16 protein-coding genes are annotated in these 21,014 nt (G+C 32.1%); 6 read left to right on the plus strand and 10 right to left on the minus strand.

All coding sequences use genetic code 11. The annotated features are described in order from the left end of the window. Window positions 1-21: 21 nt before the first annotated feature. Genes H518_RS0100710 through H518_RS0100730 form a run of 5 tightly spaced genes read right to left on the minus strand, consistent with a single transcriptional unit; the run spans window position 22 to window position 6,987 of the window. Window positions 22-570 (minus strand): c-type cytochrome, encoded by a 549-nt coding sequence (locus H518_RS0100710; protein ID WP_028887290.1) that lies wholly within the window; start codon window positions 568-570, stop codon window positions 22-24. A 10-nt stretch (window positions 571-580) separates the two neighbouring features. Then, a complete protein-coding gene (locus H518_RS0100715; RefSeq protein ID WP_028887291.1) occupies window positions 581-1,108 on the minus strand; it encodes a DUF3341 domain-containing protein in 528 nt (175 codons plus the stop codon). Next, entirely contained in the window at window positions 1,098-2,498 is a 1,401-nt protein-coding gene (gene nrfD, locus H518_RS0100720; protein WP_028887292.1) for an NrfD/PsrC family molybdoenzyme membrane anchor subunit, read from the minus strand. Before nrfD ends, H518_RS0100715 begins: the two co-directional genes overlap by 11 nt. Before the next feature lie 27 nt (window positions 2,499-2,525). Next, window positions 2,526-5,666: a TAT-variant-translocated molybdopterin oxidoreductase gene (locus H518_RS0100725; RefSeq protein WP_028887293.1), complete on the minus strand. Its 3,141-nt coding sequence runs from the start codon at window positions 5,664-5,666 to the stop codon at window positions 2,526-2,528. A gap of 31 nt (window positions 5,667-5,697) precedes the next feature. Next, on the minus strand, window positions 5,698-6,987 hold the full coding sequence (locus H518_RS0100730) for a c-type cytochrome (RefSeq protein WP_028887294.1): 1,290 nt from the start codon (window positions 6,985-6,987) through the stop codon (window positions 5,698-5,700). Window positions 6,988-7,202: 215 nt separating this feature from the next. Here H518_RS0100730 and H518_RS0100735 point away from each other — a divergent pair, with 215 nt between their 5' ends. Continuing rightward, the gene (locus H518_RS0100735) at window positions 7,203-7,565 is read left to right on the plus strand and encodes an SPOR domain-containing protein (protein WP_028887295.1); all 363 of its coding nucleotides are present in this window, start codon (window positions 7,203-7,205) and stop codon (window positions 7,563-7,565) included. Window positions 7,566-7,640: 75 nt separating this feature from the next. On the opposite strand, the gene H518_RS0100740 is transcribed toward H518_RS0100735, so the two are convergent. Next, window positions 7,641-9,539, minus strand: a complete 1,899-nt coding sequence (locus H518_RS0100740; protein WP_028887296.1) for an amidophosphoribosyltransferase — start codon at window positions 9,537-9,539, stop codon at window positions 7,641-7,643. 80 nt (window positions 9,540-9,619) lie between these two features. Continuing rightward, complete coding sequence (locus tag H518_RS0100745) at window positions 9,620-10,546, minus strand: PfkB family carbohydrate kinase (protein ID WP_028887297.1); 927 nt, start codon at window positions 10,544-10,546, stop codon at window positions 9,620-9,622. A gap of 73 nt (window positions 10,547-10,619) precedes the next feature. On the opposite strand from H518_RS0100745, the gene H518_RS0100750 reads away from it, so the two are divergent. From H518_RS0100750 to H518_RS0100770, 5 genes are all read left to right on the plus strand, one after another. Beyond that, window positions 10,620-11,045, plus strand: coding sequence for a SufE family protein (locus H518_RS0100750; RefSeq protein WP_028887298.1), 426 nt, complete (start codon window positions 10,620-10,622; stop codon window positions 11,043-11,045). An 11-nt stretch (window positions 11,046-11,056) separates the two neighbouring features. Further along, the gene (locus H518_RS0100755) at window positions 11,057-11,377 is read left to right on the plus strand and encodes a DUF59 domain-containing protein (RefSeq protein WP_028887299.1); all 321 of its coding nucleotides are present in this window, start codon (window positions 11,057-11,059) and stop codon (window positions 11,375-11,377) included. A gap of 84 nt (window positions 11,378-11,461) precedes the next feature. Beyond that, complete coding sequence (locus tag H518_RS0100760; RefSeq protein ID WP_028887300.1) at window positions 11,462-11,971, plus strand: DUF2480 family protein; 510 nt, start codon at window positions 11,462-11,464, stop codon at window positions 11,969-11,971. Between the two features lie 82 nt (window positions 11,972-12,053). Beyond that, window positions 12,054-12,968 (plus strand): DUF3078 domain-containing protein, encoded by a 915-nt coding sequence (locus H518_RS0100765; RefSeq protein WP_028887301.1) that lies wholly within the window; start codon window positions 12,054-12,056, stop codon window positions 12,966-12,968. 94 nt (window positions 12,969-13,062) lie between these two features. Continuing rightward, on the plus strand, window positions 13,063-14,139 hold the full coding sequence (locus H518_RS0100770; RefSeq protein ID WP_028887302.1) for a CNNM domain-containing protein: 1,077 nt from the start codon (window positions 13,063-13,065) through the stop codon (window positions 14,137-14,139). Between the two features lie 395 nt (window positions 14,140-14,534). Here H518_RS0100770 and H518_RS0100775 read toward each other — a convergent pair whose 3' ends face one another. The 3 genes from H518_RS0100775 to H518_RS0100785 form a co-directional block, all read right to left on the minus strand. Next, a complete protein-coding gene (locus H518_RS0100775) occupies window positions 14,535-17,396 on the minus strand; it encodes a TonB-dependent receptor (protein ID WP_081411128.1) in 2,862 nt (953 codons plus the stop codon). Window positions 17,397-17,429: 33 nt separating this feature from the next. Further along, window positions 17,430-18,236, minus strand: a complete 807-nt coding sequence (locus H518_RS20290; RefSeq protein WP_081411129.1) for an energy transducer TonB — start codon at window positions 18,234-18,236, stop codon at window positions 17,430-17,432. A gap of 125 nt (window positions 18,237-18,361) precedes the next feature. Beyond that, window positions 18,362-20,983, minus strand: coding sequence for a TonB-dependent receptor (locus tag H518_RS0100785; protein WP_051263611.1), 2,622 nt, complete (start codon window positions 20,981-20,983; stop codon window positions 18,362-18,364). Window positions 20,984-21,014: the final 31 nt, after the last annotated feature.

The following is a 21,014-nucleotide window of genomic DNA, read 5'->3' on the forward strand; positions in this document are numbered from 1 at the left end:
TCTTAACTATCTATTATAGACTTATTTTAATTCGCTTCTTAACTTTTCTACATACTGCACAACTTGCCAACGCTCTTTGTACTGTAACTGTCCTGCATGAGATCCCATTAAATTTTTACCATACATAATAACATGATAAATGTTCCCTGGTGTTAATTCTCTATCTTTATAATTTGGAATACCATTGAATTTATCTCTTTGAGATAAAACGCCATTACCATCTCCTTTTGTTCCATGACATGTAGCACAGTATATTCCGTATAATTCTTTACCTTTTGCTAAACTTTTTTCTGTAGTAGCGATAGGGTTTTTTAATTCTGCTTTGGCTTTTTCATAACCTGCAAAAGTATCAGGAATATCATAAGCTACTATACCTTTTCTACTAACGGTACCTGCAACAGGTAATCTATCAACCATCTTACCGTTTAAACCAGTTGCGCCATTTGGTTCATAAGGAACTGCTACATACATATCTGGCATATATTGTACCTGTGGTGTACGCTTGTCGCCACAAGAAACAATGCTTGACATTACTACTAAAGCGACAATTATTTTTACAAAACTTTTCATATCTCTTTACTTAGTGCTTATCTACTATGTTAATTTCTACAGCTCCTGTTGTTTCTAACAAAGCTTTTAACTCTTCTTCATTTCCATCAACTGGGATTTCCATTAAAAAATGATCATCAGTTGTTCTTGGATCTGGATTTTCTGCTTCTTTAAATGGCCATATTCTACTTCTCATGTAAAAAGTAATAACCATTAAGTGGGCTGCAAAAAACACTGTTAATTCAAACATAATTGGCACAAATGCTGGCATGTTAGCAAACCAACTAAAGTTTGGTTTACCCCCAATATCTTGAGGCCAATCTTGAATCATCATATAATTAGTCATCCAAATAGCGAAGCATAAACCTGTAATTCCGTAAAAGAATGCAGTAATAGCTAAACGTGTTGGAGCAACTCCTAGTGCTTTATCTAGACCATGAACTGGAAATGGACAAAATACTTCTTCAATGTGATGATTTTCTCCTTTGATTTTCTTAACGGCATCCATTAAGATATCATCATCATTATAAAATGCGTGAATTACTTTACTAGTGCTCATTGTTCTCTTCTCTTGTTTTTTTAAAATTCTCTCCTGAAGATTTCAAGATTGTCTTAACTTCTGCTTGTGCAATTACTGGGAATGTTCTTGCATATAATAAGAATAATACAAAGAAAAACCCAATAGTTCCTACAAAAATACCTACATCTACAAATGTTGGTTCAAAACGCCACCATGTTGATGGTAAATGTCCTTTACTTAATACAATTGCAATAATGTCAAAACGCTCAAACCACATACCAATGTTAATTACGATTGAGATAATAAAAGAAAAAATAAAACTTCTTCTTAATCTCTTGATCCATAAAAATTGTGGTAAAATAATATTACACCATAGTAATGACCAAAATGCCCATCCATATGCTCCTGCTTCTGCTCCAAATGATAAGTATGTATAGTTTTCATAAGGTGATCCTGTATACCATGCAATAAAGAATTCTGTTGCATAAGCTACAGCTACAATACCACCAGTTAAAAGAATTACAATATTCATATACTCTACGTGTAAACGTGTAATATATGCTTCCATATTCGTAACCTTACGCATTATACCTAATAAGGTTTGTACCATTGCAAATCCTGAAAATATTGCTCCTGCTACGAAATAAGGTGGAAATATTGTTGAGTGCCATCCTGGGTTAATAGAAGTAGCAAAATCCATCGATACAATTGTATGTACTGAAAGTACTAATGGTGTAGCTAAACCTGCTAACACTAAAGATACTTCTTCAAAACGCTGCCAATCTTTTACTCTACCTGACCATCCGAAAGATAATAAAGCATATATTTTCTTTTGAAAAGGTTTTACTGCTCTATCACGAATCATTGCAAAATCAGGTAATAATCCTGTCCACCAGAAAACTAATGATACAGATAAATAAGTTGAAATTGCGAATACATCCCATAATAATGGTGAATTAAAGTTTACCCATAACGAACCAAATTGATTTGGCATAGGTAATACCCAATATCCGTTCCATGGACGTCCCATGTGAATAATAGGGAATAAACCTGCTTGGAATACAGCAAAAATTGTCATGGCTTCTGCAGAACGGTTAATTGCCATTCTCCATTTTTGACGGAATAATAGTAGTACTGCCGAAATTAATGTTCCAGCGTGACCAATACCTACCCACCATACAAAGTTGGTAATATCCCATGCCCAACCAATGTTTTTACTTAATCCCCACACACCGATACCTGTACCGACTGTGTAGAAAATACATCCAAATCCCCATAACATTGCTGCTAAAGAGATATAAAATGCGATATACCAATTTTGATTTGCTTTACCCTCAATAGGTTTTGCAATGTCTTCAGTGATATCATGGTAACTTTTGTTACCCAACACTAAAGGTTCTCTATAAGATGATTCGTAATGAGACGACATAAATCTATATACTTATTAGTTTTGTTATTAAGCTTCGTTTGTATTCCTTACTTTCACTTGGTATACTACATTTGGTTTTGTACCAATATAATCTAACACGTGGAAAGCTCTTTTATCTTCTTTTAAAGCAGTTACTTCATCTTCAGAGTTATTTATATCTCCAAACACCATTGCTCCTGTAGAACATGCTGATGAACAAGCTGTTTCAAACTCATCTTTATTTACTGCTCTACCTTCTTTTTTAGCTTTTAAAATAGTTGCTTGTGTCATTTGAATACACATAGAACATTTTTCCATAACTCCACGAGAACGAACTACTACGTCTGGGTTTAATACCATCTTACCGTATTCGTTGTTCATGTTAAAGTCAAATTCATTGTTTTCTGAGTAATTAAACCAGTTGAAACGACGAACTCTATATGGACAGTTGTTTGCACAATATCTTGTACCAACACATCTGTTATAAGCCATTTGATTTTGACCTTGACGACCGTGTGATGTTGCCGCTACTGGACAAACTGTTTCACATGGTGCATGGTTACAGTGCTGACACATCATTGGTTGGAAAGCAACCTCTGGGTTTTCAGCAGAATTCTCTAAAGCATCAAATAAATCTCCTTTACTTAATTCTAGAACTCTCTCTGTATATTTTCTTTCAACATCTTTATTCGCTAAGTTAGGATTTTCAGCTTTAAACTGTTCAATAGTCATTGAAGCTTCATGCTGTTTGTCTACTACAGTTGAAGAATAATAACGATCAATACGCAGCCAGTGCATATCTCTACCTACACGTACTTCATCTTTACCTACAACCGGCACATTATTTTCTGCATGACATGCTACTACACACGCCCCACATCCTGTACAAGATGTTAAATCGATAGATAAGTTAAAGTGGTGTCCGATTTCACGATTATGTTCATCCCATAAATCGATGCTACTAGCTTCAACTTCTTGATGATCATAAGAAACCATTGCTGGTTTGTTCCAAGTGTGTTTAGGATCTAATTTATGATCTGTTACTTGCTTTAATGTAGCTTCTTTTAAAATATCATGACGACCTGCAAGTGTACTTTGTACCTGAGTACAAGCAAACTTATGCCATCCTGATGTTTTCTCTATAGAAACGTTGTATTGTACAGCATTTCCATTTTTATATAAAGGATACGCGTTTATACCAACTTGCATCTCTTCTTTTAATCCTTCTGTTCTACCGTAACCTAATGCTAATCCAACAGATCCTTTTGCTTGACCTGGCTGAATCATTACTGGTACATTTTTAAGGCTAACTCCGTTTACTGTTACAGTTGCATAGTTACCATTTATAGCACCATTATCTTTTACTGGATTTTCAAAACCTAATTCTCTGGCATCAGCCATAGAAACAGTTAAGTAATTATCCCAAGCTGCACGAGTTATAGGATCTGGTAATTCTTGTAACCAAGGGTTGTTTGCTTGTTTACCATCACCTAGTGCAGTTGATGAAAATAAGTTTAATTCAAAACCAGTAGCACTATTTGCACTATTTACTAATTCAGCACCTACAGTATTTAATACTACAGTAGATTCAAAAATTTCTTCTTCTGAATTGAAATCAGACTTAAAGAAACCATCATGTAATGCTTGGTTCCAAGAAGCTCCATTTAAAACAGTAGTACTCCAAAATTCTTTTAAGGTATCGTAATAATTTACAGAACTACCTGACCATTTTAATAACACATCTTGTAATTGACGTGTATTAAATAACGGAGAAATAGTTGGCTGCATTAAACTATACGTTCCTTTTGTTACCATTACATCTCCCCAACTTTCTAAGTTGTGAGGTGCTGGTAATGCATATTGTGCAGCTTTAGCTGTTGCGTCATTCTGAGTAGCTATTGCAACAGATAATTTTAATTTCTTAATTCCTTCAGCTAATTCAGCTGAATTAGCTAATGTGTATAAAGGATTTGTATTATAAGTAATTAAACCTTTTACATTACCTCCTTTAATATCTGCAACTAATTTAGCTACTTGAGTATCGTTACCTTGTCGTGTTAAGTTGACAGCTTTGGTATCGAATATCTGACTATTTAATTTCTCATTAATTGCAAAAGCAATTAACTGAGCATTTTTATCATTTAATCCTGTAACTACAACTCCTTTTGAACCTGCTCTCTTTAAATCTCTAGCGATATTTTTAAGTTCAGCATCAAATTTAGTTGCTTTTGATGGAATAGATTCTCCTGTTACAGCATTGTATAAATTAACTAAAGCATATACTTGTTCAGAAGGTTTCACAACCATTCTTTTATCAGCATTTGCTCCTGCTAAAGACATGTTACTTTCTATTTGAACATGGTAAGACATTTTACCAGATTCAGCTCTACGTCCTTCAGCATATGACTTTTCGTACCCACCTTGCCAATCACCAATAAAATCAGCACCAACAGAAACAATCATTTCTGCCTTACTAAAATCATAGTTTGGTAAAGCACGCTTACCGTACATTGCTTCAAAAGCATCAGCTGTTGCACTTTCTGAAATTGCATCATAAACGACATGCTTTACATTAGGAAAAGCAGTAGTAAAATCGGCAATTACTTTTTCAGTAGAAGGACTCGCAAGAGTACCTGTTAATAACACTACTGATTCGTTTGCTGATTTTAATTCGTTTAATTTTGCTATAATTTTAGAATCTGCATCTTTCCAAGTTAAAAAAGACTCTCTATCTTGAGGTTCTTTTAAACGCAAACTATCATCATATAATGATAATACAGATGCTTGTGTACGTGCATTTGTCTCTCCTCCTGCTTGCTTATTAGGCATTACAAGAATTGGACGACCTTCACGTGTTTTTACCAATACGTTTGCAAAATCAAAACCATCAGCGATTGTAGTTGCGTACCAATCAGCAACACCTACAACGATATCATTTGGTTGCACTACATATGGGATTGATTTTCTTACTGGACCCTCACAAGCTGCTAAAGAAGCTGCTGCTGTGGTAAACCCAACATATTTCAAGAAATCTCTACGTGATGTTGATGATGTTTCTAACGTTTCTTTATCACCTAAAAACTCATCTGTAGGAATATCTTGTACAAACTCATTGTTACGTAGCGTTTCAACAACAGAACTACCTTTTAGTTCTTCAACACTTTGCCAGTATTTTTTGTTTGAAGCCATTTATATATGTGTTTTTCTACTTTCTAATTGATTAATAGTGGCACTTACCACACTCTTTTCCACCTAACTGTGCAATTGTCACTTGGTCAACATTATATTTTGCTGCTAATTCTTTATGAATCTTAGCATAATATTCGTTCCCTTTTAAGTCAACTTTCGTTTCCTTATGACAATCTATACACCAACCCATTGTTAACGGAGAGTATTGATATACCTCTTCCATTTCTTCAACAGGACCGTGACATTTTTGACATTTTAACCCTCCAACAGTTACGTGTTGTGAGTGATTAAAATATGCAAAATCTGGTAAATTATGAACTCTAACCCACTTTACAGGTTTTGTAACACCAGTGTACTCTAAGTTTTCCGCATCCCATCCGGCAGCTTCATAAATCTTAGCTATTTCTTTATCTAAGTCAGTCTTAGTTAATGTATGATCATCCATAACTACCTTAGTGTCATCAGCAACTTCTGATATATTTTTATGACAATTCATACAAACACTTACCGAAGGAATTCCTGACGTTTTACTATGCTTTGCTGAAGAGTGACAATATTGACAATCTATCTTATTATCACCAGCGTGTATTTTATGTGAAAAAGCAATTGGTTGAATTGGCTGATACCCTTCATCAACTCCCACTTTAAACAAAGTTCCAAATAAGAAATAAGCACCTAATAGAGCTCCGAAGATCACAGTTAAAACATGTAAAAAAGTATTTTTCTTAATACCTTCCCACAACTCTGCTGTTTGACCTAATGCACCAGCTGTCTTAGGAGCACCTTTCAATTCACTAATTGTTTTCAACAAACTAGCTATAATTAAAAACGCTACAATAATTGCCGCCGCCAAAAGATACAATAACCACTTAGGGGCATCACCTTTTTCAGCAACACCAGCAACCGCTACTGCTTCTCCTGCTTTCTTGATTTCTCCTACAGTTGTATAATAAAGAATATCATCGATATTTTTATCTGTTAACTGAGGAAAAGCCGTCATATTAGATTGCTTGTACTCTTCAAAAATTTCGTTTGCATCTTTATCTCCAGAAGCTCTTAACGCGGCGTTGTCTTTAATCCAAGACTTTAACCAATCGTTTTCTCTTCTTTCTTCTATGCCTGCTAACTTAGGCCCCACAAGTTTCTTATCTAACTTGTGACATGAAGCACATAAAGACTTAAATAATTTTTTTCCTTCCTTTTGACGAGCTTCATCAATTTCTTGTGAAAATGCCGTAAAGCCTACGAATAAGACTAAAAAGAAAGCGATACTCTTTACGAGTGTTTGGGTTAATCTGCTGTGATGTTTCACACTTTTCATACTATTAAATATAAGTTTTGTATCTATTTTGGTACAATTTTTTCTATAACACCGTTATAAAAACAGCACTTAGAAAGTTGGACAAAAGTACTACTTATCTCTAAATTGTGAAATGTTAAGAGATTGCTAATTTATAATTTATATTTGTTCTAAATAAGTAGCACAGACAATCTATTAAAATGCAAGTTGTTACTTTTGTAAAAAATTTAAATAAAATGAAAAAAAGAAATATTCTAATTACCCTTTTTTTAATTCTTATAATTGGTGTTTTCAATATACAAGCCCAAGATAATCATACTGATAATAAAGACATTATTTCTTTAATAGCTAAAAAGAGAGCCTACAATAAAAATAACGGAAGCGGTTACAGGATTCAGCTATATAATGGATTAGAAAGGAGAGCTAAGAGCCTCCGCCATAGATTTCAAGTTGAATACCCAGGCGTTTATACAAAGCTTAAGTATGACCAACCAGACTGGAAAGCTCAAGTAGGGAATTACAAAACAAGATTACAAGCTGACAAAGCTTTAAATAAAATTAGAGAGAAATTTAATGGAGCTATTGTTGTTCCAATTTAAATAAACTTTCACACAAAAAAAAAGCGAAATCAATTGATTTCGCTTTTTTTATATCTCTAATTTAACAAATCTTATCTAGTATGCTCTTTTATCACTTCCCTCATAGAAATTAATAAACGCTTGGTTTACTACTCGATTACCTCCATCTGTAGGATAATCTCCTGTAAAATACCAATCTCCTAAATTATCAGGACATGCTTTATGTAAATTATCTACACCTTGAAAAATTACCTCTACCTCAGATGTAATGTCTGGTGTTTTTAACATTTGAGCAATTTTAGCAGAAATTTCTTCGTCAGAAAAAGGAGCATATACTTCTTTTACATAATTAATAACATCCCTATCTTCACTAACTTCTTGCCTCTTACATTTGGCATATACTTCATCAATAATATTATATTGATTAGTTTCCTTTAATAATTCTAATGCCGCTTTAAAAGCAATAAAATCATTAATTTTCGCCATATCAATACCGTAACAATCAGGATATCGTATTTGAGGCGCAGAAGAGACTACCACTATTTTCTTAGGGCTTAATCTGTCTAATATTTTTATAATACTTTTCTTTAATGTTGTACCGCGCACTATACTGTCATCAATAATTACTAAATTATCAGTAGGCTTTACAACTCCATAGGTTATGTCATAAACATGCGCCACAAGATCATCTCTACTACTATCATCTGTAATAAACGTTCTAAGTTTGGCGTCTTTAATTGCTATCTTCTCAAAACGAGGTCTCTTAGAAAGAATATCAACTACTTTTTCTTTTGACAACTTACCTCCTCCTGCTAAAATAGCTGCTGTCTTTTGCTGATTCAAAACATCTTCAGCAGCTTCCATCATTCCGTAAAATGACGTTTCTGCCGTGTTTGGTATATATGAAAACACAGCGTTTTCTATATCATCATCAATTGACTTTAAAACCTCAGGAAACACATATTTCCCTAGATTTTTACGCTCTTCATAAATTGAAGCATCACTTCCTCTCGAAAAGTAAATACGCTCAAAAGAACATGCTTTTTTAACTCGCTGTTCTAAAACAGGAGCCATTGTTGTTTCTCCACTTTTTTTAATAATTAATGCATGCCCTCTATCAATCTCTTTAATTTTATCAATAGCTACATTAAATACAGTTTGAATTGCAGGTCGCTCTGAAGCTATTACCACCACTTCATCATCTTGATAATAAAATGCAGGACGAATAGCAGATGGATCTCTCAATACAAAAGCATCTCCATGACCTAATAATCCAGCCATTGCATAACCTCCATCCCAATTTTTTGCTGATCGTTTTAAGATTCGCTGAAGATCTAAATTCTCTTCTATGTAAGGAGAAGCATTTTTCTTACTAAATCCTGCTTCTTTTGCTTTAAGGTATAAATCAGAAACTTCAGCTTCTAAGAAATGGCCTATCTTTTCCATAACAGTAACAGTATCTGTAAACTCTTTAGGATGCTGACCTAACTCAACTAAATCATCCATTAACTGCTTCGAATTCGTCATGTTAAAGTTACCTGCAACCAATAAATTTTGATGTTTCCAATTACGTTGACGTAAGAAAGGGTGTACACTTTCTATAGAGTTCTTACCAAAAGTCCCATAACGAACGTGCCCTAAAAACAAGTTACCTAAATAAGGCACATTTTCTTCTTGCCATTTAACATCGTTAACTTTATCAGGGTTCTCTTCAAAAACTCCATTAATTCTATCGTTAACTTTACCAAAAATATCTTTAATCGGTTGTGGTTGATTAGATCGAACTCTACTAATATAACGTGTACCTGGCTCTACATTAAACTTAATACTTGCTAAACCTGCACCATCTTGCCCACGATTATGCTGTTTTTCCATTAACAAATACATTTTATTTACACCATAAAATGCCGTTCCGTATTTGTCTTTATAATACTGTAATGGTTTTAATAAACGAACCATTGCAATACCACATTCATGTTTAATAGCGTCACTCATTTGATAAAAATTTAATTATGTGTTGTTGTTATTGTTATACTCTATAAAAAAATCCGCAGCAAAAAGCGCGGATTTTTATTTTATGATAATTCTATATCAAACTGTGTTAACTCTCTAAAAGACTGCAAGCGTGTTAACACCTCGTCATTTGTTAACTCCTCCATTCGCTGAGTTCCGAATTTCTCAACACAGAAGGAAGCTAAGTTTGATCCGTAAATAATTCCATTTTTCATATTCTCAAACGAAACATCTCCTGTTTTAGCTAAATATCCACAGAAACCTCCTGCAAAAGTATCTCCTGCTCCTGTAGGGTCAAACACTTCTGCTAATGGTAATGCAGGGGCAAAAAACATTTTCCCTTCATTAAATAATAAAGCTCCATGTTCTCCTTTTTTAATCACTACATATTTTGGTCCCATTTCATGAATCTTCTTTGCTGCATTTACCAACGAATACTCTCCACTTAACTGACGTGCTTCTTCATCGTTAATTGTAACAACATCTACTCGTTTTAATACAGTATGTAAATCCGCTAATGCAATATCCATCCAGAAATTCATAGTATCTAATACCACTAATTTTGGTCGTTCTGTCATTTGATCTAAAACTGATGCTTGCGTTAATGGGTGTAAATTACCTAACATTACTATAGCAGCATCTTTATATTCTTCAGGCACTACTGGCTGAAAATGCTCTAAAACATTTAATTCAGTAATTAAAGTATCACGAGAGTTCATATCATTATGATATTTTCCGCTCCAAAAGAAAGTTTTTCCTTCTTTAACAACTTCAATACCATCAGTATTAATTCCTTTGTTGTTCATCATATCTATATATGACTGAGGGAAATCACCTCCAACAACAGAAACTACACCTGTTTTTACTCCAAATTGAGAAGCTGCCAAACCAACAAAAGTTCCTGAACCTCCTAATATTTTATCTGTTTTTCCAAAAGGTGTTTCAATAGCATCAAATGCAACTGTACCAACTGCTAATAATTTACTCATTTCTTATTTTTTTACTGTAATTTTGCACTTTTAAATAACGTGTCTTTAGACAGCGCAAAAATAGTTTTAAAAAATGACTATCAAAGAAATACAAGAAGAAATTATTGACGAGTTTTCTATGTTTGATGAATGGATGGAGCGTTATGAATATATAATTGACCTCGGAAAATCATTACCTATTATAAACGACACCTATAAATTAGATGAAAACTTAATTAAAGGATGTCAATCGAAAGTATGGTTATACTCTGAGTTAAAAAATGATACTATAGTGTTTACAGCCGATAGTGATGCTATTTTAACAAAAGGAATCGTTGCTTTATTATTAAGAGTATTTTCTAACCAAACTCCTCAAAATATTATAAAAGCTGATACTAATTTTATAGACGAAATTGGATTAAAGGAACATTTAAGTCCAACACGTGCAAACGGCTTAGTATCGATGGTGAAACAAATAAAAATGTACGCCATTGCACAACAATCAAAATTAACGAATTAAAGAAGCAGAAAATGACTGATAAGGAATTAGATGATTTAGGAGATAAAATAGTACGCGTTTTAAAAACAATTTACGATCCAGAAATACCTGTAGATATTTATGAACTGGGATTGATTTACGACGTATTTGTTTCTGAAGAAAACGATGCTAAAATATTAATGACCTTAACCTCTCCAAATTGCCCTGTGGCTGAAAGCCTACCTGTTGACATTGAAGAAAAGGTAAAATCATTGGAAGAAATCAACGCTTGTGAAGTAGAAATCACTTTCGATCCTACATGGACGCAAGATATGATGAGCGAAGAAGCGAAGTTAGAATTAGGAATGCTTTAAATAAATTTGTCTTTTCGAGAAAGAACAATAAAGTAATCTATTAAAAAGATTGCTTTACTTTCATCGCAATGACGTTTCATACAAATGGCAAAAGAAATTATAAATAGAGTAGCAAACAGTAAATTAATCACGATAGATCTTGAAGATTACTATCCTCAAGGAAAGCGTGTTGTTTTTGATATTAAAGATTGGCTTTATGAAGAATTAATTCTTCGTGAAAAAGATTTTAGAGAACAAGTAAAAAATCATGACTGGTCTCAGTATAAAGGTAATTATATTGCTTTAACTTGTTCTTCTGATGCTATTATTCCTTCTTGGGCTTATTTATTATTAACAGCTCATCTAGCTAGTTTTACTAAAAAAACAATAGTAGGTGGTTTAGAAATGTTAGAAACCGTTCTTTACCAAGAAATAATTGCTGATTTAGATCTTTCTAAATATCAAAACGTTCCAGTAATTATTAAAGGGTGTACGAATAAACCTATTCCCCCATCTGCTTATACTTTACTAATTAGTAAAATTCAGCCTTTAGCAAAGACTATTATGTTTGGAGAGGCTTGCTCTACTGTTCCTTTGTTTAAAAAAAAAGTGTAAAAAATTAGTGACTTTTATAAAATTGAGTTGTCTTATAAAAGGCGTAGATTCGCGCTCTTAAAAAAATTTAAAAATTAATATAATGAAAAAAATAGTTTTAACGTTAGCACTTGTATGCTCTATTGCTTCTTTAAAAGCACAAACAGTAGAAGAATTAAAGAAAGACCTTGCAACTAAAAATACTGAAATAGGTAAATTACAAGGTGAAGCTAATGCTTTACAATCTAAAATTGATGCTTTTCCTGGATGGAAATTTGGTGCTTTTGGTACTATTGGTGCTAATCTTTCAGGATTTAACAACTGGTACTCTAATGCTGTACCAAACTCTTCGGCAGGTAACATAGGTATTACAGTTAATGGTTTTGCTAATTTAGATAGAGAAAAATATTTTTGGAGAAACTCTGCTAACGTAAACTTAGGTTGGGTTAAATTAGATGATAAAGATAACGCTAATGATGACACTGAATTTAAAGGAACTACTGATGTTTTTACAATAACATCTTTATTTGGTTATAAATTGACTAAAACTTTAGCTGTTTCTACATTAGCTGAATACAGAACTTCTTTTATCAAGAACTTTAATGACCCAGGTTATTTAGATTTTGGAGTTGGTGCTACTTGGATACCAATACCTGAATTAGTTGTTGTTGTACATCCTCTAAACTACAATTATGTGTTTAGTAAGTCAGGATCTGAATATACATCTTCTTTAGGTACTAAAATTGTTGCAGAATACAACAAGAAAATTGGTAACTTTAAATTTAGATCTAATTTATCTACCTTTCAAAGCTACAAATCTTCAGATTTATCAAACGCAACTTGGATAAACTCTATTGGGTTTAATATATGGAAAGGTATTGGAGTAGGAATTGAATCTGGTTTAAGAGCTAACAAACAAGAAACGTTTAACTCTGCTTTAACAAACTTCCCTTCATTAGAAGCAACTCCAGGTAAAGTTCAGTCATACTGGTTAGCTGGTTTAAGCTACGGTTTCTAATTAAAAAACATTAAATATTTTAGAAAACCTCAAGGAATCATATCCTTGAGGTTTTCTTTTTTGCTTACTTTAGCTTAATAAAATTTAAAAAAGAATGACTCTATTAATAATTTATGCAACAGTATCAATATTTTTCTCTTTCATATGCTCAATATTAGAAGCTGTATTGCTAAGTGTAACACCTACATTTGTTAATGTTAAAAAGAAAGAAGGAAAACTTTTTGCGACACAATTAGAAGCATTAAAAAAAGATGTAGACAAACCATTAATTGCGATACTTACTTTAAATACTCTTGCGCACACAGTTGGTGCAATTTTAGTTGGTACCGAGGCTAAGAAAATATTTAACGATGACGGGTATGGTGTTTTTATCGTATCTGCAATAATGACAATTTTAATCCTAGTCGCTTCAGAAATCATTCCTAAAACAATAGGGGCTACCTACTGGAAACAATTAGCTAACTTTACCACTAAGGCTTTAAAAGTAATGATTTTCCCTTTAAAATGGACAGGAATCTTATGGATACTACAACTAACAACTAAACTTATTGGCGGAAAAGGAGGTCATGGTGAAAGCGTCTTAAGCAGAGAAGATTTTTCTGTTATGACAGATATTGCAGAACAAGAAGGTGTATTTCATGAAAATGAAAGTAATGTAATTAGAAACATGCTAAACTTTAAAGATATTCAAGCAAAAGATATTATGACACCTCGTACAGTTATTATAACTGCTGATGAGAATATGACGATACAATCATTTTTTGACAATAACAAAGAATTACATTTTTCAAGAATACCTGTTTTCACTGACAAACCAGATAATATAACTGGTTATATATTAAAAGATCAAATGCTATTAGCTTTAATAGATGAAAAAGGAGATGAGCCTTTAAAATCTATTAAAAGAGATATAATTATTGCTAATAGAGATTTATCTATCCCTGATTTATTTAATAAACTGGTTAAAAAACGTGAACATTTAGCCTTAGTTGTTGATGAATATGGATCGGTAAGTGGCTTAGTAACACAAGAAGATGTCATTGAGACTTTACTAGGTTTCGAAATTATGGATGAAAGTGATAGCGTTGCTGATTTACAAAACTTAGCTAAAAAGAATTGGGAGAAAAAATCTAAAGATATAGATATCATTGATAAATCTGATAAGTCGTAGTACTTAGCTATTACACTGCTCTCTAACTCAGTTTTACATCATATAAAAAGACAGTAATCTTATATTACTGTCTTTTGTTTTTTATCTAATTTTATTTTTCAAATAATTTAGCTTACTGTTTTAAGCCTCAAATAAATTGTATTGTTTTTTTGAACTCAATTAAATATCACTATTCTTAACTAGCTTTTATTGTTGTTGTTTTTAAGTTAAATAGTACTAAGTAGATATTTCCCACACAAACTATTTAAACCCTCCTTAACAAGCTTTCTTTACGTTCTTAAACTGCGGTTTTCAATTACCTTAAGTAAGGTTATCTAATTCTATTATAAAAATAAAATCTCGAGCAATGCTCGAGATTTTATTTTTTAAAGTAATACTATTTATTTATTATAATCTTAGTTATTAATAACCCAAGATATGTAATATAACTGTCCTATTTGACCAGATCCTGGCGCTACATAATAATCTTTTCCAAATAAATTTGTTCCTCCAATTTTAATTCTAGATTTCATTGATGGAATTGTGTAATTTAACTGCGCATCTACAACTGTTCTCGCATCTACATCTCCTTTAACGAAAGTAGATATCCATCTATATTTATCTTGCCATCTAGCATCAATGTTAAATCCAAAATTCTTGAAAAGTTTTTCGTTCCCAAACTGAAACTTTACAGTATGCTTAGGTGAATTAAAGTTTGGTTCAAAATAACCGAAATCTTTATCTTCAAATTCAAAATCAATAAAATTATAATTTAAACCTATATCAAAATCTCTAAACATTTTAGTATGTAAACCTAAACCAAAACCGTAAGAATCAACTTGTGATTTAGCATTTGTTACAATATTAAATTCACGTAAATTTGTAGTACCATTAGTACCATTGATGGCATCACTAGCAACTTCATCAGCAATAGCCACATCATCTATAATAATTTCATAAAGGTGTTCTGGCTCTAATTGTTCTGCTGCTGTTAATTTTCTATTCCCATAAGGAAATAATTTACCTGCATTGGGTGTAATGACATCTTGTGTAAAAATAAAATCATTATGTTGGCTATAAAAAGCATTAAAGTCTATATCTAAATTATTTTTATTATTTAAACGCAAAATACTTCTATACCCTAACTCTAAAGTCTTAACAACTTCCGGAACAACTTCTTTGTATTCTGATTTAATCCCTTTACCTTCTGCGTAAAAAGCTTTTGTTAATAATGAGTTATTAATTATATCGTCTCCTGTAACAGTTCTAGTGAAATTCTCGAATTGTCCTGTTGTATAATTAAAAACAGAATAAGGGCTATTTTCATAGTTTATATTCTTTAAATTATCACCTACAGTTCCCACATTTGTTTTTATACCTGATTGAGAAAATAAATATTGTTCTTGTAAAGTTGGGTTACGAAAACCTGTTTGATATGAGGCTCTTACTACGTGTTTTCTTTCTTCTCCTAAAGAATAATTTATTGCAATTCTAGGTGAGTAATTTGCTTTAAAATTTTTAGATTTATCATAACGAATAGATCCAGTAAATTTTAACCTATCATCAAATATTTTTTTCTGAAATTGAGTATAAAAACCATACTCATATAAATTTATTTTCTCATCCTTATCATTAAAAAGAGTCCCTTTCGAATTTGGATTAAAATCTCTATAAGAAGCACCTACCTGAATATCAGCCCACTCATTTAACAACGATTTAAAGTTATAATTACCATCTAAATGAGAATAATTACTTCTTTCATAAATAAGAGCCCCACCTTCAGTTGTTAGCGTGTTTTTAGCTTCATTTAAAGATTCATTAAATCCATTCGATCCTGCTTTTGGTATATTCCTAGCAGCATATAGTCTTGCTTCCTGTATAGATGTTTTTTCATCGTAATGCTTCAAATAAAAATCTGATGCATATCCACTATTAAAAACCCCTGCTTGATCTAATATAAAATTACCTGTTTTAGTTAAATCATAACTTTTACCTGAATCATTAGAAGTATAATAACCTCTTATATAAAAATTATCACCTTTTAATTCTAATTTATGTTGGCCTGTAAAATAACCTTGCTGTGCCAACCTTGTATCATTTCCTTGAAATAAATTATCTCTTAATGATAACCTTGATGACAATTGAATTTCTAATGATTCATCACCAAATGGGCGATAATACAGACCTCCTGAAAATCGGACATTCTTAGAAGTAAAATCCTCTCTAAGCAGTTCTCTTTCTGAATAACCTTGTCTTCTTGAAAGTAAATCCCCTGGTAAACCTAAGTTCAAATAATCTACAAAAGACAAACTATTAAATCCTTCATCACCATAAGTATTAACACCATCATATTCAGAAGTGCTATTCAAGTTACCCTCAATTAAATTATTTGAATCAACTTGTTTATTTCTAGTATCATTAGCCGACCATTCTTTAACTTCATAGTACGACATATTAACTTTAGCTGCGAATTTATCACTAAATTTATATGCCATTCTTATAGCTACATCATAAAAAGGTGAATTACCTGCCACATCTTGACTTGTATACCCTGTTTTAAACATTGTACTAATTCCTGTGTAATCAAATGGGTTCTTAGTATTCATCAACATTAAACCATTGTATGCATTAGCTCCATATAATGCAGAGGCAGCTCCTGGTAGTATCTCAACACTTTTAATATCTAATTCAGAAACACCAGAAAAATTACCAGTACTATAACTCAATGCTTGAGCAGCAGTATCCATACCATCAATCATTTGTACAAATCTAGTATTCGTAAAATCTGAAAAACCTCTAGAATTTATAGATTTAAAACCATAACTAACCTCTCTCGAGTCAACACCTTTCAGATTCGTTAATCCATCATAGAATGAACTAGATGCTGTTTTTCTTATATCAGCTGCTCCAAATCTCTCAATTGTTACTGGAGATTCAATAATTCTTTCAGGAACCCTAGATGCAGAGATTACTATTTGATCTAATAAAAAACTTTCTTTTAAAATTACTTTTACAGATTTTTCTAAATTTGTAATAAGTACTTCTTCATCTTGATAACCAAAGGCAGTAACTTTTAGAACAGCTGGTAATTCTTTTTTTAATACTAATACAAACTCACCATCTTGGTTAGAGGTTGTTTCTTTACCATTTAAGGTAACTTTAGCATTATAAAAAGGCTCTAGGTACTCATCATACACTAATCCCTTTATCTCTACTTGTGCATAAGACATTAATGCACATAATGTAAAGACAATCATTAATAATTGTTTCTTGAACATTTTAAAAAATTTTACTATTATATAATTATGAAATTATTCTTCTAAAGAGAAATTTATTGGAAAACCATATTTTGTAGATGTAGGCTTTCCATTAATTTTGGCAGGCTTAAATCTTGGTAACTTTGATACTACACGTACCGCTTCCTCATTTAATATTTCTGCATCATCTGGGCCTAATGTTTTAATGTTTTTAACATATCCATCTTTGTCTATAATAAAACGTACCCAAACCTCACCTTCTAAATGAGATCTTACAGCCTCTGATGGATAATTAAAGTGTTTAGATATATGATTTATCATTTCGTTATTAAAACAATCTGACCTTTCATTTTTCTTTACTCTTTCACACCCTTTAAAAGTAGGTATTCTATCTACGAATGTAAACCTTAAAGCTTTACTAACCTCTTCTTTTGAAAGCTTCTCTTTTAATCTTTCAATACTACTTTTTGCTTTAGTTTCCTTTAAAGCAATTACAGGTTTTAAATCAGGTGTATCTTCTTTTACAGATGAAGAACCTATTTGTGATGTACTTAGACCATCAACTGGAGCTGTTGCGGTTTTTATAGATGATTTATCTACGCTTGAAGCACTTAAGCTATTTGCTGAAGCTGTTGCTTTTCTTTTCAACACTCTTCTTCTAGCAGATACTCTAACTCTAATTTGACGTGACTTTTTGTCTTTCGAATTTTTTAATGGGGTAATTGCACATTTTGTAATACTGTTTAAATCAACTTCAGAACTTTCATCTGGCGATTCACAAACTTCTTGCGAAGAAACAGTACATATACTAAAAACAAACAACACAAAAAACAATAAACTTCTCATAACTAAGGGTTTCATTTAAATAAATTTATTTAACAAATACTTTCTTAGGGGGGTGCAAAGGTACTTACAAAAAACATAAGTTACAAAAAAAAGAGGAATGAATTAAATTCATTCCTCTTTTTTTTGTAAAAAACTTATTTTTAATCATTTATCACCCAAGAGAAATAGTATAAAGATCCTATTAGTCCTGAACCTGGTGCAACAGTATACTCTTTACCTGTTAAGTTTGTTCCTCCGATTTTAAACCTAGATTTAATTGAAGGTATTCTATAATTAAGCTGTGCGTCTAGTATAGTTCTATCTTCAACAGCACCACTTAAAAAACTAGATTGCCATAAAAACTCATTTTGCCATCTAACATTAACATTAAAACCAAAATTCTTAAACAAATTAGCATTACCCAACATGAATTTAACTTGATGTTCTGGAGTATTATAACCTGGTTGGAAATTTGGATCTGAGACTTGATCAAAAATCATTCTACTTAAAGTATAGTTCGCTCCAAAATTAAAATTTTTAAATACTTTTGTTGTTATTCCAACACCAACACCATAAGAATCAACATTAGCTTTAGTATTTGTATTTAAAGTAAACTGCGTTAAATCTTCATTATCAAAAGCACTATTACCATTAGGCGCTAAACCATCATAGTTAGGTACTAAAACATTCTTAAACGCAACAAAATCTTTATATTGATTGTAATAACCGTTAACATCTAATTCAACAATACTAGTAGCACCAATATTAACGATACTTCTATACCCTAACTCGTAAGAAGTTACTCTTTCTGGTTTTATTGGATCAACATTAGATTTAACTAAACTACCATTTTCTAAAATAAATGCTTTTTTAAAAGCATCTTGTCCTGTTAATATATTTGTACTCCCATCATTATTATTAACTAAACCAGAAAATCGGTCTAAATTATCAAGAGATGTTCCTAATATAAATCTATTAGGGCCCGATTGTAATCCAAAATACTGTTCAGTTGTACTCGGATTCCTAAAACCAGTTTGATATGAAACTCTTATTATCTTATTTTTACTTCCACCTACATCATAGGTTAAAGCAATTCTTGGCGAATAATTTCCTTTGAAATTCTTAGCTTCATCATAACGCAATGATCCTGTAAACTTTAAACGTTCGTCTAATAATTCTTTTTGAACTTGCGCATATAAACCAAACAAGTCAGACTTAATAGGACCGTCTTTATCTGTAAACAAAGTCCCTTGAGAGTTAATGTTAAATTCACGGTAAGAAGCCCCTACTTGAATTTCAGCCCAACTAATTAAATTTTTGAAATTATAATTACCATCAACATGATAATAACCAGTTTGATCAGCGACACCAGCTCCTCCTTGATTTATAGGTATATCTTTAATACCTTCCAAAGCATTCTTAAACTGAGAAGTACCAGGTTTCAACCTATTTCTATCAGCGAAAGTTCTTGCTTGAGAATCACTTCCCCCCGTAACTCCAGGTACAAATCCTGAATACGCAGTAGCATATTCAGTAAACCATGTTCTAGACGGATTATATGTTTCATTTAAAGCAGCTCCAGCAAATCGCAAATCATGCGCCCTACCAGATTCGTTACCTGTATAATACCCTCTCAAAAAGAAATTATCTCCTAGAACCTCTAATTTATGTTGTTCTAAATAATACCCCTCTTGAGAAAACCTATTCGTACCTTGGTATAAATTATTACCAGTTGAAAAACGAGAGTTAAAAACTATTTCTAGTTTATCATTACCCATAGGTCTATAATGTAATGAACCATCAAATTTAACACTATGTCCATCATACTCATACAATTCTTTTTCAGAATAACCTGTTCTACTAACTCTACCTATTCCTGGTATTGTTATAACAAATTCATCACCATAAAAATTAACACCATCATAATCTGAAGTATCGTTTCTATTTCCTTCTTTAATAACTCCACCTACACCTGATGTATTACGATCATCATTAGCATGCCATTCTTCCGCTTTATAAGCAACCATGTTAACTTTTGCAGCAAAATAATCACTAAATCTGTAAGCCATTCTTATTCCTCCATCATAAAATTGGTTGTTCCCAGCTTCCTTTTGCGATGTTACACCTGTTTTAAAATAAGCACTTATTCCATCATAATCAAAAGGATTTTTACTCGTCATTAATAAAATACCGTTAAATGCATTTGCACCATACAAGGCTGAAGAGGCACCAGGTAATATCTCAACATTTTTAACATCTAAGTCCGATAGACCTAAAAGATTACCCGCAGAAAAATTTAATGCTGGTATTGAAGTTTCAACTCCGTCAACTAATTGAACAAACCTTGTGTTATCAAAAGTAGAAAAACCACGTGAATTTATAGATTTATAACCATAACTAGCTTCTCTAGATTCAATTCCTTTTAAATTCGTTAATCCATCATAAAAAGACACTGAAGTGTTTTTTCTTATATCAGAAACACCTATTCTTTCAATGGTTACAGGCGATTCAATTATACGCTCTGGAGATCTTGATGCAGATATTACAACTTCATCTAAGGTTGTATTTTCTTTAAGAATAATATTTAGCTCTTGATCTTCATTAAGAACATCTATCTCTTCTGATTGATAACCTAAAGCTGTGACTTTAATTTTAAAAGGAAATTTAGCAACTCCTTTTAACGTAAAACTACCATCAAACTCAGAACTAACCGTTTGATTTCCAAAAGCAATTAGAGCACTTGGAAAAGGCTCTAGGTACTCATCATAAATTTTCCCTGACATAGATACCTGTGCTGATATTGACGCACCGCAT

The organism is Tenacibaculum ovolyticum DSM 18103, from assembly GCF_000430545.1.
Taxonomy (GTDB): Bacteria; Bacteroidota; Bacteroidia; order Flavobacteriales; family Flavobacteriaceae; genus Polaribacter; species Polaribacter ovolyticus.

Bases quoted from the DNA above. Each gene is read 5' to 3' on its own strand.
- H518_RS0100750 (WP_028887298.1), top strand. From the start codon at position 10,620: ATGACTATCAAAGAAATACAAGAAGAAATTATTGACGAGTTTTCTATG.
- H518_RS0100785 (WP_051263611.1), bottom strand. From the start codon at position 20,983: ATGTCAGGGAAAATTTATGATGAGTACCTAGAGCCTTTTCCAAGTGCT.
- H518_RS0100775 (WP_081411128.1), bottom strand. From the start codon at position 17,396: ATGTTCAAGAAACAATTATTAATGATTGTCTTTACATTATGTGCATTA.
- H518_RS20290 (WP_081411129.1), bottom strand. From the start codon at position 18,236: ATGAAACCCTTAGTTATGAGAAGTTTATTGTTTTTTGTGTTGTTTGTT.
- H518_RS0100740 (WP_028887296.1), bottom strand. From the start codon at position 9,539: ATGAGTGACGCTATTAAACATGAATGTGGTATTGCAATGGTTCGTTTA.
- H518_RS0100760 (WP_028887300.1), top strand. From the start codon at position 11,462: ATGGCAAAAGAAATTATAAATAGAGTAGCAAACAGTAAATTAATCACG.
- H518_RS0100745 (WP_028887297.1), bottom strand. From the start codon at position 10,546: ATGAGTAAATTATTAGCAGTTGGTACAGTTGCATTTGATGCTATTGAA.
- H518_RS0100735 (WP_028887295.1), top strand. From the start codon at position 7,203: ATGAAAAAAAGAAATATTCTAATTACCCTTTTTTTAATTCTTATAATT.
- H518_RS0100755 (WP_028887299.1), top strand. From the start codon at position 11,057: ATGACTGATAAGGAATTAGATGATTTAGGAGATAAAATAGTACGCGTT.
- H518_RS0100730 (WP_028887294.1), bottom strand. From the start codon at position 6,987: ATGAAAAGTGTGAAACATCACAGCAGATTAACCCAAACACTCGTAAAG.
- H518_RS0100765 (WP_028887301.1), top strand. From the start codon at position 12,054: ATGAAAAAAATAGTTTTAACGTTAGCACTTGTATGCTCTATTGCTTCT.
- H518_RS0100710 (WP_028887290.1), bottom strand. From the start codon at position 570: ATGAAAAGTTTTGTAAAAATAATTGTCGCTTTAGTAGTAATGTCAAGC.
- H518_RS0100770 (WP_028887302.1), top strand. From the start codon at position 13,063: ATGACTCTATTAATAATTTATGCAACAGTATCAATATTTTTCTCTTTC.
- H518_RS0100725 (WP_028887293.1), bottom strand. From the start codon at position 5,666: ATGGCTTCAAACAAAAAATACTGGCAAAGTGTTGAAGAACTAAAAGGT.
- nrfD (WP_028887292.1), bottom strand. From the start codon at position 2,498: ATGTCGTCTCATTACGAATCATCTTATAGAGAACCTTTAGTGTTGGGT.
- H518_RS0100715 (WP_028887291.1), bottom strand. From the start codon at position 1,108: ATGAGCACTAGTAAAGTAATTCACGCATTTTATAATGATGATGATATC.